This is a genomic window from Pseudomonas sp. B21-041 (assembly GCF_024748675.1).
GTDB classification, from domain to species: Bacteria; Pseudomonadota; Gammaproteobacteria; order Pseudomonadales; family Pseudomonadaceae; genus Aquipseudomonas; species Aquipseudomonas neuropathica.
In genome coordinates this window covers 4397633-4411599 of sequence record NZ_CP087175.1, presented here as the reverse complement: position 1 = coordinate 4411599, position 13967 = coordinate 4397633, and the positions used below count along the sequence as shown (strand labels likewise).

General features: G+C 60.8%; 14 protein-coding genes. 7 read left to right on the top strand and 7 right to left on the bottom strand.

Annotated features, from left to right (window positions below):
• The first annotated feature begins 11 nt into the window (after nt 1–11).
• Both LOY43_RS19495 and LOY43_RS19490 read left to right on the top strand, forming a co-directional pair.
• Nucleotides 12–836: an alpha/beta fold hydrolase gene (locus LOY43_RS19495; RefSeq protein WP_220556636.1), complete on the top strand. Its 825-nt coding sequence runs from the start codon at nt 12–14 to the stop codon at nt 834–836.
• A 177-nt stretch (nt 837–1013) separates the two neighbouring features.
• A complete protein-coding gene (locus LOY43_RS19490) occupies nt 1014–2042 on the top strand; it encodes a ParB/Srx family N-terminal domain-containing protein (RefSeq protein WP_258708602.1) in 1029 nt (342 codons plus the stop codon).
• Between the two features lie 33 nt (nt 2043–2075).
• Here LOY43_RS19490 and dsbG read toward each other — a convergent pair whose 3' ends face one another.
• Genes dsbG through dsbD form a run of 3 tightly spaced genes read right to left on the bottom strand, consistent with a single transcriptional unit; the run spans nt 2076 to nt 5460 of the window.
• The gene (gene dsbG / locus LOY43_RS19485) at nt 2076–2846 is read right to left on the bottom strand and encodes a thiol:disulfide interchange protein DsbG (RefSeq protein WP_095048419.1); all 771 of its coding nucleotides are present in this window, start codon (nt 2844–2846) and stop codon (nt 2076–2078) included.
• Nucleotides 2822–3703 carry a TlpA disulfide reductase family protein gene (locus tag LOY43_RS19480; RefSeq protein WP_095048418.1) on the bottom strand — a complete coding sequence of 294 codons (882 nt, stop codon included), beginning with the start codon at nt 3701–3703 and terminating at the stop codon, nt 2822–2824. Before LOY43_RS19480 ends, dsbG begins: the two co-directional genes overlap by 25 nt.
• A complete protein-coding gene (gene dsbD / locus LOY43_RS19475; protein ID WP_095125125.1) occupies nt 3703–5460 on the bottom strand; it encodes a protein-disulfide reductase DsbD in 1758 nt (585 codons plus the stop codon). Before dsbD ends, LOY43_RS19480 begins: the two co-directional genes overlap by 1 nt.
• Nucleotides 5461–5613: 153 nt before the next feature.
• Between dsbD and LOY43_RS19470 the strand changes: the two genes are divergently transcribed.
• From LOY43_RS19470 to LOY43_RS19450, 5 genes are all read left to right on the top strand, one after another.
• The gene (locus LOY43_RS19470; protein ID WP_007908710.1) at nt 5614–6294 is read left to right on the top strand and encodes a response regulator; all 681 of its coding nucleotides are present in this window, start codon (nt 5614–5616) and stop codon (nt 6292–6294) included.
• On the top strand, nt 6294–7616 hold the full coding sequence (locus LOY43_RS19465) for an ATP-binding protein (RefSeq protein ID WP_095048416.1): 1323 nt from the start codon (nt 6294–6296) through the stop codon (nt 7614–7616). Before LOY43_RS19470 ends, LOY43_RS19465 begins: the two co-directional genes overlap by 1 nt.
• A 208-nt stretch (nt 7617–7824) precedes the next feature.
• Complete coding sequence (locus LOY43_RS19460; RefSeq protein WP_220556632.1) at nt 7825–8310, top strand: GNAT family N-acetyltransferase; 486 nt, start codon at nt 7825–7827, stop codon at nt 8308–8310.
• A gap of 142 nt (nt 8311–8452) precedes the next feature.
• The gene (locus LOY43_RS19455) at nt 8453–9865 is read left to right on the top strand and encodes an aspartate aminotransferase family protein (protein ID WP_095048414.1); all 1413 of its coding nucleotides are present in this window, start codon (nt 8453–8455) and stop codon (nt 9863–9865) included.
• Nucleotides 9866–9948: 83 nt separating this feature from the next.
• Nucleotides 9949–10173: an MbtH family protein gene (locus LOY43_RS19450; protein ID WP_038364139.1), complete on the top strand. Its 225-nt coding sequence runs from the start codon at nt 9949–9951 to the stop codon at nt 10171–10173.
• A 177-nt stretch (nt 10174–10350) separates the two neighbouring features.
• On the opposite strand, the gene LOY43_RS19445 is transcribed toward LOY43_RS19450, so the two are convergent.
• Genes LOY43_RS19445 through LOY43_RS19430 form a run of 4 tightly spaced genes read right to left on the bottom strand, consistent with a single transcriptional unit; the run spans nt 10351 to nt 13942 of the window.
• Nucleotides 10351–11256, bottom strand: coding sequence for a metal ABC transporter solute-binding protein, Zn/Mn family (locus LOY43_RS19445; protein WP_258708601.1), 906 nt, complete (start codon nt 11254–11256; stop codon nt 10351–10353).
• The gene (locus tag LOY43_RS19440; protein WP_007917717.1) at nt 11257–12156 is read right to left on the bottom strand and encodes a metal ABC transporter permease; all 900 of its coding nucleotides are present in this window, start codon (nt 12154–12156) and stop codon (nt 11257–11259) included. It abuts the gene before it with no gap.
• A complete protein-coding gene (locus LOY43_RS19435) occupies nt 12156–13016 on the bottom strand; it encodes a metal ABC transporter ATP-binding protein (protein ID WP_258708600.1) in 861 nt (286 codons plus the stop codon). Before LOY43_RS19435 ends, LOY43_RS19440 begins: the two co-directional genes overlap by 1 nt.
• Complete coding sequence (locus tag LOY43_RS19430; protein WP_258708599.1) at nt 13013–13942, bottom strand: metal ABC transporter substrate-binding protein; 930 nt, start codon at nt 13940–13942, stop codon at nt 13013–13015. Before LOY43_RS19430 ends, LOY43_RS19435 begins: the two co-directional genes overlap by 4 nt.
• Nucleotides 13943–13967 lie beyond the last annotated feature (25 nt).

Here is a 13967-nt window from a genome sequence, read left to right as displayed (position 1 = left end):
GGGGGTGGTCGATGCCTTTTTTCACGGTTGACGGACAAGCGCTGCATTACATTGATCAAGGCACTGGTCCGGCAGTTTTGCTGGCCGGCAGTTATCTGTGGGATCAGGCCATGTGGGCGCCGCAGATCGCCGCGTTATCGCCGCACTATCGGGTGATTGCGCTGGATCTGTGGGGCCACGGTGAGTCGGGACGGTTGCCTGAAGGCACGACATCACTGGATGACATTGCCAGTCAGGCGCAGGCTCTGCTCGATCATCTGGATATCGACCGTGTCACCCTGATTGGCCTGTCGGTCGGTGGCATGTGGGGCGTGCGTCTGGCGTTGTCGGCACCGCAACGGATCAACGGTCTGGTATTGATGGACACCTACGTTGGCGTCGAACCTGAACCCACCCGTCAGTATTACTTCTCGCTGTTCAAGCAAATTGAGGAAACCGGCGAAATCTCCGAGCAACTACTGGATATCGTTGTGCCGATTTTCTTCCGTCCGGGGATCGATCCGCAGTCGGCGCTGTATCAGGATTTCCGCGCGAAACTGGCGGCGTACTCTTCGGATCGGCTGCGCGAAAGCATCGTGCCGATGGGGCGAATCACCTTTGGCCGTGATGACTTGTTGCCACGGTTGGGCAAGTTGAATGCGGCGACCACGCTGGTCATGTGCGGCGATCAGGACAAACCACGGCCACCGTCAGAAGCTAAAGAAATGGCCGAGCTGATCGGTTGCCCGTGGGTGTTGGTGCCGGAAGCGGGGCATATCTCCAATCTGGAGAATCCGCAGTTTGTCACCGAGGCGTTGCTTACCTTCCTCAGCGAGCGCAACCGAATTACCGGGTAATTGCACTTCGCGGGCAAGCTCGCTCCGATACTCGACCGCACCCTGACTGAGGACGCGCGGCTAAAAGCAGGAGCGAGCCGGCTTCGCGCGCAGATCCGCCGATGGGGCCAGCCCAGGCACCGCAAAGCTGAAATCTGAGATACTGCCGCCCGCAAAGACAATCATTAAGGGATTGATGTGGAGCAATTTTACTGGCGCGATCTCAAGGATCTTGAGGACAAGTGGGCCGGCTTGAGCGTTGAAGTCAAACGAGCGAAATCAGCCAAACCTCCGCTGCATCTGCAGAGCGGTAACAACGGTCGGATGAAGCTGATGCTCAACGACATCCCGTTGTTTTGGGGCACCATCGCCACCTCGTATTACGGTGCGTGGCTGGTTCGCAATCCGCAGTCCACTCAACTGGACTCGTCACCGGTTCCTGCCATTGGTGCGGCTGACGTTCAGGAACATTTTGATTTACCCCCTGATGAGCGCATCCGCCACTGGTGCCGTTATTTCATCAACAGGTTGATGGATAATCAGGCGGACTTTCTCTATCCCGGCCATTGGGTGGCGCGTCCTCTGCTGCCCGCTGCTGCCCGCTATACCTACGGCGAAGGCGCAAAGGGCTGGTATTTCTCAACGCCTGCAGAAGCTTCCAGCCATTTGCCGAAATGGTACGCGCGCGGTGACGGCATTCTCGACAATGTGCAGCCGCAAACCGTGCATTGGCTCGATTGGGATCTGGGTCATCTGATCGGCTTGCACACGGTGGATCCATTGGCAGGCCGGATGAAATGGTGGCGTAAAAAAGCCAGGGAAGGCAGCTTGCCGCCCATCTTGCTCTGGTATGTGGGCGCGTTGTGCTCGTACGTGATCATCGATGGCCACTACCGGTTGCAGGCAGCGCTCGACGAGGGCATCAAGCCCGACTTTATCGTTTTGAGCTCCACAGAGGCCCGGCAGGTCAAATTGTGCGAAGACACACAACAGCGAGTGTTCAGCTCACTGATGATGCAAAGCGCAAAAAATCCGGATTTTGATGTGCGAACATTGAATCAGGCGCTGATCAGCACCTTTGATGATCGTCCCTATCACTGGGCGGGTACGCACGCCTGGGCGGGCATCACGTCGGATCAACAGTGGATAGCTGAGGTTACGACGTTCCTGAAAGAGCAGGGGACAACGGAGTATCTGGAGGACATTATCGGCCGAAGCGAATATTGATGGCTCCCGCACTGAGGCGGGAGCCAGTAATCGTTACTTGGGGCCGAGAATCTTCACCAACTTGTCCGGCGAAGGCGCGCCTTGTTGCTGTTGCAACTCACCCTTGTCATCCATGTAGAAAATCGCCGGCGTCGCCTGCAAATCCAGGTCTTCCATCAACTGCATGTTCGCTGCCAGTTTGGTCTGCACGGCCGCCGGAATATCTTTCAGCGCTTTGAGCGAGCTGCCCTTGCCTGCTTTTTCGTGATCCTCCAGGGCCTTGGCCGGATCTTTCGCGGCCAGCAACGCGGCGGATTTGCCCGGGCTGTCCTCGCGGATGATGCCAACCATGATGTGCCGCAGTTGCACCTTGCCGGCCTTGACCCATGGCCGTGCCTGTTCCCAGAACATGTTGCAGTACGGGCAGTTCGGATCGCTGAACAGGTACACCGTGCGCGGTGCATCCTTGTTGCCGTCCTGAATCCAGTTGCTCGCCTCGAATTTGGCCCAGACTTCCTTGGCCATCGGCGCATAGACCAGTTTTTGCAGTGGCTCGCTGCTCAGGTCTTTACCGTCGGCGTCGTACAGATTGCCCAGCAACACGTGTTTGCCATCCGGGGTCAGGTACAGCGCCATGCCGCGATTCTGATACTGCGCCGCATACCCGCGCAGGCCATCGGGGGCGTCGAACTGGCCGACGATTTTCGCGCCTTTGGCTTCGATCTGCTTGATCGCCGCGGGCAGTTCTTCAGCAGCCTGCACCGACGGCAAGTGCAGCAGGGCGGTGCCCAGAGTCAGCGTCAGCAGGTGGCGGAGGCGGGGCATGGCAGTTTCCTTGCAGAGGTGGCCGGTGCAGTGGCCGGGTTCGAATTCGGGGTTGGGGTGGCGAAGTTTTCCAGCGCGCGCGCCAGGCTGGCGTTGGACAGCTCACCCAGGTGGCTGGTCAGCAGCCGACCGTCAGGGCTATAGAACAGCGTAGTCGGCAATGCCATGGAACCGACGGCCTGACCCAGCCGACCACTGCGGTCGAACAGCACGTTATTGAGGCTCAGGCCCTGGGTTTCGAGAAACGTCGCCACGCTCTGCATGCTTTCGGCCTGATTGACGAACAGGAAGGTCAGATCCGGGCGTTGTTGCTGAGCGCTTTCCAGCACCGGCATCTCGCGCCGGCACGGCGGGCACCAGGTCGCCCACAGGTTGATTACCAGAGGGCCGCCCTGATAATCGCTGAGCTGGATGGTTTCCCCGGCCGCGTTGCGCAGAGAGATGTCCGGCAGTCGGGTGCCTTGTTCGTAGAGGTTTAACGACAACGTCGCCAACAGCCAGAACGCCACGCCGCTGGCCACGCCAAAACCCAACGGGCGACGCAGCCCTGGACGCCGCCAGCCGCGATACAGGGCGACCAGCAACAGCACGATCACCCCCGGCCAGGCGAGGAAACCACCGTCGCGCAAATCGATGATCTGCCACGGGTCATTGCGATAGTGCGACCAGTACAGCAGCACAAAGGCAATTCGCGCCGCGAGCATGCCCAGCAGAAACAGGCTGAACAATGCTGACTCGGGGTTATCACCGCCACGCTTGGCCACCCGCCAGCCGACAAAGGTCGCCAGCGCCAGGGCACTGATCAGCAGCAGGTGGTTAAGCGCGATGGCAAAGGTGCCGAGGGTGAAAGTCAGCATTAATGGGCATCTCGGGTGGCAGTCCAGTGTTGCAGGAACGTCTCGGCGTCGACTTCGCCGGTGATGCGCTGGCTGCGGCGCTCCAGACCATCAGCACCGATCCAGATGAACGTCGGCGGTCCCGGCACTTTGTAGCGGCTGAGCAGTTCAGCGCTGGCGGCATTGTCGTCGGTGACATCAAGCCTGAGCAGGCGCACGTTGCTCAACGCCTGCATCACGTTGTCCTTACCGAACACCTGCTTCTCCATGATCAGGCAAGACTTGCACCAGTCGGCGTAGTAATCGAGCAGCACCCACTGACCCTGAGCCTTGGCGGCATCGAGTTCGCGTTGCAGCGCCGCTGGCTCCTTGATCGTGGTGAACGCTTCATGACCCGAAGGCGCGGCGGCGCCAGCGCGGCCGGCACTGTAGACCTGCAACGGTTGATACGGATCATCGCTGCCGCCCGCCGCACCAATCACCAGCAAACTGCCCCACAGCCCGAGCAGCAGCGAACTGGCGCCGAACAACTGCGCAACGCGGCCAAAACCTTCGGACTGTTTCCAGGCGCAGAACGCGGCGATCAACAGCAGCGCGCCGCACAGGCCCAGCCATAACGACGCATCCAGCACCGGGCGCAACATCACCAGCGCAGTGGCGAGGAAGAAGAATCCGAACACGCCTTTGAGCAGGTTCATCCACGCACCGGGTTTGGGCAGGAAGCCATTGCCAACGGTCACCAGCAACAGCAGCGGCACACCGATGCCGATGCCCAGCGAAAACAGAATCAAACCACCGTGCAGCGCGTTGCCGGTCTGCGCGATATACAGTAAGACACCCGCCAGTGGCGCGGTCATGCACGGGCCGACCAGCAGACCGGACAATGCACCGAGCGCTCCGGCACCGATCACGCTGCCACCGCTGCGACTGCGCGAGGCGTGTTCCAGGCGATCGCGCAGGGCCACCGGCAATTGCAGTTCAAAGAAGCCAAACATCGGCAACGCCAACACCACGAAGATCGCGGCAAAGGTCCCCAGCAGCCATGGATTTTGCAACCATGCCTGCAGGTTCGCGCCGAGCAGCGCGGCAATCACGCCCATCGCTGCATACACCAGCGCCATGCAAATCACATAACTGCCGGCCAGTACAAATCCGCGACGCGGGGTGGCACCACTGCCGACGACCATTCCGGCCAGAATCGGCAGCATCGGCAATGAGCACGGCGCAAATGCCAGCAGCAAGCCGAAACCGAAAAACGCCAGCAAGCTCCAGCCCAACGCGTGTTCTTGCAGGCTGCTGGCCAGGGCTTGATCCGGTGCCTGGTCGTTCGTTGTCGCTGTTGTCGCCGGTGTTGTCGTGGCTGGCGCTTTACCGCCCAGGTCGATGACCCGGGTTTGCGGTGGATAGCACAGGCCGGCATCGGCACAGCCCTGATAGCCGACCTTGATCTGCCCCGTGGCCGAGGCTGGAATTTTAATTTCCAGCCCTTGGCGATAGACCGGTTGCTCACCGAAAAACTCGTCGCTGTGGGATTCGCCTTCAGGCAGCGCGGGCTGTTGCTCTGCGCTCAGCCCTTCGAATTTCAGGCGTTTCTGATACAGGTAATAACCGTCGGCGATTTGCCAGAACAACTGGGTCTCACCGGATTCTAGGCGCTCGGATGTCAGCACGAATGCCTGGTCGACCAGGAGAAACTCCGGTTTTGTCTCAAATGGATTGTTCCCGGCCTGGGCCAGGCTGGAGATCAGCAGAGCAAACAAAAGAAAAAAATGACGCATGGAGGAGCCTTGTCCCTGTGCAAGTGAGGTGCACAATGGGCGGCGGCGATTAACCGATGATTAACCGCCACGCCCTTGTCGCTGTGACGTTCGGGGCATAATGTCAGCTTAATCGGCCAACTGCCTAATCGGCTTTTTTCTACGGGACTCACCATGCACGTACTGGTTTGCGAAGACGATGAGCTGATTGCCAGCGGCATCGTTGCCGGTCTCACGGCTCAGGGTTTGACCGTTGAGCACGTCAACACCGCATCGAAAGCGCGGGCGATGCTCAAGGTTGCCGAATTTGACGTGATGGTGCTCGATCTCGGCTTGCCCGACGAAGATGGCCTCAAGTTGCTGCAACAACTGCGGCAGAGCGGCCTGGAAATTCCGGTGCTGATTCTGACCGCGCGCGACTCGGTCACCGACCGCGTTGACGGCTTGCAGGCCGGGGCTGACGATTACCTGCTCAAGCCGTTTGATCTGCGCGAACTGTTCGCCCGCCTGCAAACCCTGTTGCGCCGGGTCGCCGGGCGCAGCGTCAATCTGATCGAGCATGGCGCGCTGACGTACGATCCGAGCAGCCGCGAAACCACCCTGGCCGGGCAACCGGTGGACCTGTCGCGTCGCGAGCAGTCGCTGTTGCAGGCGCTGCTGCACAATCGTGGCCGGGTGCTGTCCACCGAGCAATTGAAGGACAGTGTCTACGGCTTCAACGATGAACTGGAAAGCAACGCGCTGAACGTGCACATCCATCACCTGCGCAGCAAGCTGGGCAAAGGCATCGTCGAAACCGTGCGCGGTCTGGGCTATCGCCTTGGCCCGGCCGACGGTGGAGATCAAGGCAAGTGATGAGTCTGCGACTGCGCCTGAGCCTGACCCTCGGCGCTGCATTTGCGCTGATCTGGGCGCTGGCGGCGGCCTGGATGCTCAGTGACCTGCGCAATCAGATGATGTTTTCCCTCGACCAGCGTCTGGTGGCCTCGGCGCGCATGGTCGCCGGGCTGCTGGAACAGTTGCCGACGCTGCCGAGCAAAGGCGAGGGCACGCATTTCAGTGCCGAACAACTGAATATCCCCGGTGGCATGGCCTGTCAGGTCAGCTCCTTGCGTGGGGAAATTCTCGCGCGCAGCCACAACAACCCCGAACAAGCGCTGGAAGCCGAGAAAATGGGCTTCCATGACCAGATGATCGACGGTGCACCGTGGCGCAGCTTCACCCTCGCCCGGGGCGATGTGCGCATTACCACAGCCGACCGGCAGATCGAGCGCGAGGCGCTGAACATGTCGATCCTGCTGGCAGCGTCGGTGCCGGTGGGCGTGGCGCTGCTCGGTTGTCTGTGCCTGTTGTGGCTGGGTATCGGCCAAGGGCTGGCGCCGCTCAACCGTCTACGTGAAGCGTTGATGCGGCGCAATGCCGACTCGCTTGAGCCGTTGCAGATCCAGACCTTCCCCAGCGAATTGAAGCCGCTGCTTGAAACGCAAAATCAGTTGTTTCAACGCATCGGCAAAACCATCGAGCGCGAGCGGCGCCTGACCGGTGACGCGGCGCATGAACTGCGCAGCCCGCTGACGGCGATCAAGACCCACCTGCAAGTTGCGCGCATGACCGATGGCAGCGCCCGCGATCAGTCGCTGGCGCGGGCCGAGGAGGGCGCCGATCGCTTGCATCGCACCCTCGAACAGTTGCTGTTGCTGGCGCGGGTCGAGGGTAGTCTGTCGTTCGATGACGGTTCGCAGTGCAGCGCCGAGCAAGTGGCACGCCTGGCCATTCAGGACGCCACCGGTGGCGAGCACCAGCGCATCAAACTGCAACTGCCGACCGGACTTTCCGTTGCACCGCTGCAAATGCCGGCGGTGCTGTCGATTGCGGCGCTGCGCAATCTGCTCGACAACGCCCTGCGCCATACGCCAGAAGACTGCGCGGTTGAGCTGAGCCTGGAAACCATTGGCAACCGTGTGCGGTTTGTCGTGCGCGACCATGGCCCGGGGATTGCGGCGGATGATCTGCAACACCTGACCCAACGCTTCTGGCGCAACGGCCAGAGCACCGGTTGCGGCCTTGGCCTGGCGATTGTTCAGGCGATCGTCCAGCGCTGCGACTGCGCCCTGCATTTCGACAGCCGCCCGGATGGCCTGAGTGTCGAGCTGACCATGCCATTGCAACCTGTCTGATTCCAGTAGAGCTTGTGTAGGAGCTGCCGAAGGCTGCGATCTTTTGATTTTGTTTTTCAAGATCAAGATCAAAAGATCGCAGCCTTCGGCAGCTCCTACAGGAAATCGCGCCAGACACATCAAATGTAACTTTTCGACATTCGCTATCCGGCAGAGGTGGGGGTAAGGTCAACGCAGCTTTGACTCAATGGATTGAGGGAATTGCGCCATGGAAGCACCCATCTGCATTCGTCCCGCCACACTGGCCGACGCCGGCATCATCAGCCGCATCATCGAACGTTCGATCCGTATCGGTTGTGCGCTCGACCACCGTAACGATCCGACACGGGTCAGCACCTGGATCACTCAGCAATCCGCCGACTTCATCAGCGCCCGCCTCGCCGACCCGCACTTCTATTTATGCATGGCTTTACTGGCGGACAAACCGGTCGGTGTCGGCATGGCACAGGCCAGTGGTGACATTTCCCTGTGTTACGTGCAGCCGGAATCCTTTCGCCGGGGCGTCGGGCGCGCGTTGATGCACGATCTGGAAGGCTGGTTGCGGGTTCGCGACGTTGCTCAAGCGAATCTCAACAGCACGCGCACCGGCCGTACTTTTTATCGCCGTCTGGGCTATCGCGAGTCAGCGCCGCCCGTCGAATACCAAGGCGTGCAGACCCTGCCCATGCACAAGTCGTTGGCAGCGCCGGCCTGACAACACGATCACGGGCTAAATCCTCAGGCCCCTTAAGCGTTTCCAGAACAGGAAAACCTGCAAGTGCGCCCCGCGATCGGAATGCGCACCTGTCCGGTGTGCTGTTTTGGTCACTATCCATAGCCAATTGAGGGGTCGAGAGATGTCAGTCGCCACCAGCCTTATCGAAGAGTCGTCGGCCCGGGTTACCTCGGCGCCGGCCGAAACGCTGTACCAGTTCAATGAATCGCCATTGCTGGCTCGTCAGGCCCGGCAGGAGTCCAACGCGCGCAGCTATCCACGACGCATTCCATTGGCACTGAAGCGCGCCAAAGGCCTGTATGTCGAAGACGTTGAAGGGCGCACGTTCATCGACTGCCTCGCCGGGGCCGGCACGCTGGCGCTGGGGCATAACCACCCGGTGGTGATCGAAGCGATCCAGCAGGTACTGGCCGATGAATTGCCATTGCATACCCTCGACCTGACCACGCCGGTCAAGGATCAGTTCGTCCAGGACCTGTTCGGCCTGCTGCCATCTGCCCTCGCGGCTGAAGCGAAAATCCAGTTCTGCGGCCCGACCGGTACCGATGCCGTGGAAGCGGCATTGAAGCTGGTACGCACGGCGACCGGGCGCAGCACCGTGCTGTCGTTCTCCGGTGGTTATCACGGTATGAGCCAGGGCGCGCTGAGCCTGATGGGCAGCCTGGGGCCGAAAAAACCGCTAGGTGCGTTGCTCAGCAATGGCGTGCAGTTCATGCCGTTCCCGTATGACTACCGTTGCCCGTTCGGCCTTGGTGGCGCGGCGGGCGTGAAGGCTAACCTGAGCTATCTGGAAAACTTGCTCAACGACCCGGAAGCCGGCGTGCAACTGCCCGCAGCGGTGATCGTCGAAGCGGTGCAGGGCGAGGGCGGTGTGATTCCGGCGGACATCGAGTGGTTGCGCGGCTTGCGCCGGATCACCGAAAAGGCGGGTGTGGCGTTGATCGTCGACGAGATCCAGAGCGGTTTCGCCCGCACCGGCAAGATGTTTGCCTTCGAACACGCCGGTATCACCCCGGATGTGGTGGTGTTGTCCAAAGCCATCGGCGGCAGCCTGCCGTTGGCCGTGGTGGTCTATCGCGACTGGCTCGACACCTGGCAGCCGGGCGCGCACGCCGGCACGTTCCGTGGCAATCAAATGGCCATGGCGGCAGGTTCTGCGGTGATGCGTTATCTGGTTGAGCACAAGGTCTGCGAACACGCTGCTGCCATGGGCGAGCGCCTCAGCGAGCACCTGCGCATCCTGCAACGGGACTTCCCGCAATTGGGCGACATTCGTGGTCGCGGCCTGATGCTCGGCGTCGAGCTGGTCGAGCCGAACGGCACACCGGATGCGCTCGGTCATCCGCCGGCGTTCGCACGACTGGCGCCGCTGGTCCAGCGCGAATGCCTCAAGCGTGGGCTGATTCTGGAGCTGGGCGGTCGGCATGGCGCAGTAGTACGTTTCCTGCCGCCGCTGGTGATCACTGCCGCCGAAATCGACCGTGTCGCAGAAATCTTTGGCCGTGCTTTGGCCGCTGCCACCGCTGCGCTGTAAATTTTTCGCCGCGCCGAACGTTCTTTCTACATACCCGGCTGCACTCAGCGTGCAGCCCACCCTTATAACGATGGAGAACCAGCATGACGTCAGTATTCGACCGCGAGGACATCCTCTTTCAGGTCGTGGTCAACCACGAAGAGCAATACTCGATCTGGCCGGACTACAAAGCCGTGCCGCAAGGCTGGCGCACCGTGGGCAAGAGCGGCCTGAAAAAGGAATGCCTGGCCTATATCGAAGAAGTCTGGACCGACATGCGTCCGCTGAGTCTGCGTCAGAAGATGGAAGCCCAGGCCGCCGCGCAATAAGCGACCGGGCAAAAACAAACCCGCTGGACTGGAAACAGTCAGCGGGTTTTTTCTTGCCTTGAATTTGTGTCGGCGGGGCTGGCCTCATCGCGAGCAGGCTCACTCCTACATTTGGAATGCGCTCGCCCTGTAGGAGTGATCCTGCTCGCGAAGAACGATAACGCGGTCCGGCTGGAACTAAGCCCCGCTCAAACCCTTAAGCAACAAATCCACATTGCCTTCCAGCTCCGCCACCGGATCTACCGCATCGGTACTCAACACCACCAAACGACTGCCTGACTCGGCAATTGCCGCTTTCACCGACTCCGATGGCTGCCGATGATGCAGCACCACCGCCACATCATTGTCCTTGAGCGTCGCCGTCAGTTTTTTCAGATCCTGCGGCGTCCATTCCGCATCAGGGCGTGGATCCTCGCCGATCAGTTCCAGATTCAGACTACCGATCAGATAACCAAAGTGATCACTCAAACTCATCACACTCAGATTGTCGGCACTCGCCAACCGCGCCTCGCTGTCGGCGCTGAGCTTCAGCAAACGCTGCTTCAACGTCGCCAGATTCGCCTCGATCGCAGGCTTGGCGCTAGGTGCCAGGCGCACCAGATCCGCCGCCATCACGTCCGCCATGCGCCCCATGTTGTTGCTCGCCAGCCACGGTTGACTGTTCAAACCATCAACCTTCAGATCCGGTTGCACGGCAATGCCCGGGAGGGCGCCGTCGACCGGGCGCGCCGCATCAACTTCAACGATGCGAATATTGCTGCGACGGGCGATCGGGTACAGCGGATCATCGGCCCACAGTGAACGCACGCCAATGACCGCGTCCGCTCCGGTTGCCAGTTTGCTCAGCGCCGGCGCACCGCGACCGGTGAAATACGCGGTCTGGCGACTGCCCGGCAAATTGGCGGGGGCTGCACGTTCCAGACTGACGTCAGTGCCTTTGAGCAGCACTTCGCCCAAGCCATACGTGATCGGCAACGAGGCCAGCACTCGCAGCGGTTTAGTGTTTTCGGCGGCCATCAACGGCGTGCAGATCACACCGCACAGGGTCATGGCCAGGGTCAGTTTGCGCAGTGAAAAACTCATTTATCCAAGATTCCCTTTCAGACTCGGGACAACCCCGCGCGCAATGGCGGCGAGGGCGAAGGCAATGCCGGCGACCAGAATGATCGCGGCGCCGGACGGAATCGGCAGATCAAACACGATCGGCGCGAGGATCCCGCACAGTGTGCTGACCGTGGCGATCAACACCGAGCACCAGAAGAAGCCCTTGAGCGACTGGCTGAGCAAACGTGCCGCCGCCGCTGGAATCACCAGCAGCGCGCCGACCAGAATCGCGCCGATGACTTTCACTGCTGCGACGGTGATCAGCGTCACCAGAATCACGAACAGATAGTCCAGGGTCTTCACCGCCACCCCGCGCACCGCCGCCAGTTGCGGGTTGAAACTGGCGAGCATGATGCGGTTGTACAGTGGCAAGGCCAGGGCCATGACCAGCGAACCGACGATGGCCAATACCGCCAGATCGTTGCCGTTAACCGTGAGTACCGAACCGAACAGTACGTTCTCGAGAATGTGCACATTGATCTTGCCCGCCAGAATCAGCAGCAGACTCGCGCCCAGTGCCAGTGACACCGAGAGGAATACGCCGATCAAAGTGTCCGGTGCCAGACCGGTACGGTTGCGCAGGTAATTGAGCAGGATGCCGAACAGCAGGCAGTAGCCGAACAGACTGCCGTAGGGCCCGGTGTAAGGTTCGCCGAGCAGAATGCCGATGGCTACACCGGTGAGCGCCGCATGACCCACCGCTTCGGAAAAAAACGCGAAGCGCTTGACCACTACCAGAGTGCCAAGGCCGCCGAGTACCGGGCCGATCAACAGGCCGGCAAGCAACGCATTGACCACAAAACCGTAGGCCAGCGCTTCCGGCAGATAACCGGACGAGGCCCAGCCTTGCACCATCAAACGAAAGGCTTCGTAACTCATCAGGCAGCGCTCCGTGGATGGGTCGAGAACAAGGTCAGCAGACGTTCCGGGGTCAGCGCCTCTTGCGGTGAGGCATCGAACAGCACGCGGCGGTTTAGACCAGTGACACGGCTGGCCAGACGCCCAACCGCTTCCAGATCGTGCTCGATCCACAGCACGGTGATGCCCGCTGCACGCCAATCGCCGAGCAGACGTTCGAACACTTGAATCCCAGCTTCATCAAGGGCCGACATCGGTTCATCCAGCACCAGCAATTGCGGCGCCGGAATCAAACCTTGGGCGAGCAGCACCCGCTGCCGCTCACCGCCAGACAGCGCGCCCATGCGGCGCTTGCGTTTGTCCTGCATGCCGACGCGTTCCAGCGCTTCACCAATGGCGCCGGCGTAACGCTTGCTCAAACCGAGAAACGCCGGACGTCGCTGGCACATGGCAGCCATGAAATCGTCGACGGTCATCGGCAGACCGCGATCGAATTCCAGCGCCTGCGGTACATAACCGATGGTGCCGGGTTCGCCGGGCCATTGCAGGCTGAGCTGGCCCTGATGGGGCATTTGCCCGAGCAGGGTCTTGATCAGCGAACTCTTGCCGCCACCGTTTGGGCCGACCAGAGCATGTACGCTGCCGGGCTGCACCTGGAAGGTGACGTTATCCAAAATCGTCGTGCGCCCCAGCGTCAGACAAACCTCCGCAAAATCCAGCGTCGGCCCGCAGGTCTGTGGGAGCGACGGTGCGACGATTCGACCTGCTCGCGAATGCGGCGTGTCATTCAATACAGATGTTGGCTGATCCGGCGCCTTCGCGAGCAGGCTCGCTCCCACAGGGGACTGGAGTTCGGTCGAGATCGTTTCTCTGGAAGTCATGCGCCAGACTCCTGAATCGCCCGCACCAAGGTGTTGAGGTTGCCGGTCATTTCCTTTTCGTACTTGTCGGCGGTGTATTCGCCGTAGGAAATGTGCGACAGCGGGTACAGTTTCACGCCGGATTCACGCTGAATGGTGTCGACGTAAGTGGACGGGAAATCCATCTCCGAGAAGATCACTTTCACGTCCAGTTCACGCAACTGGTCGATGGTCTTCTTCAACTGGCTTGGGCTCGGCTCGATACCGTGGGCCGGCTCGACCACGGCGGTCACTTCCAGGCCGAACTCACGCAGCAGATAGTCGTAAGCCGCGTGCACCGTGGCCACGCGCAGTTCCGCGTTCGGCGCTTGCGTCAGTTTTGCCAGCGCGTCGGCGCGCATCTGCCGCAGGCGTTTGCCGTAGGCACGGGCGTTCTGGGTGTAGGTCTTGGCGTTGTCCGGATCGAGTTTGCCCAGTTCGCGAGCAATGTTGTTGACCTGGGCAATAGAAGCGCTGATCGACAGGAACGTGTGCGGGTTCACCACTTTGCCGGCCCCGCGTGCGGCGACCCCGGTGGCCGCCAGCAACGGCACGTTTTCGTTGGCTTCGATGGTTTTGATGTTTGGCGTTTCGCTGGCGGCGATCATGCGGTCGGCGAAGTCGTCATGGCCAACGCCGTTGAGCACGATCACATCCAGCCCGCTGATGCGTTTGATGTCTTCGGCCCGTGGCTCGTAGGCATGCGGGTTGAAACCGGCCGGGATCAGCGGCACCACCTCGGCCTTGTCGCCGACGATGTTGGCCACATAGCTGTAGTAAGGGTGCAGGGTGATGCCAATGCGCAGGCGTTTGGCCTGATCGGCGCTGGCCAAAGGGCTCAGCAGACAGGCACACAGGCCCAATAAAAAGAGGCGTAACAATGGACGGCGTGGCGATGAAATAGACATGGGCAAGCGGTCTTCTCTCGGAGGA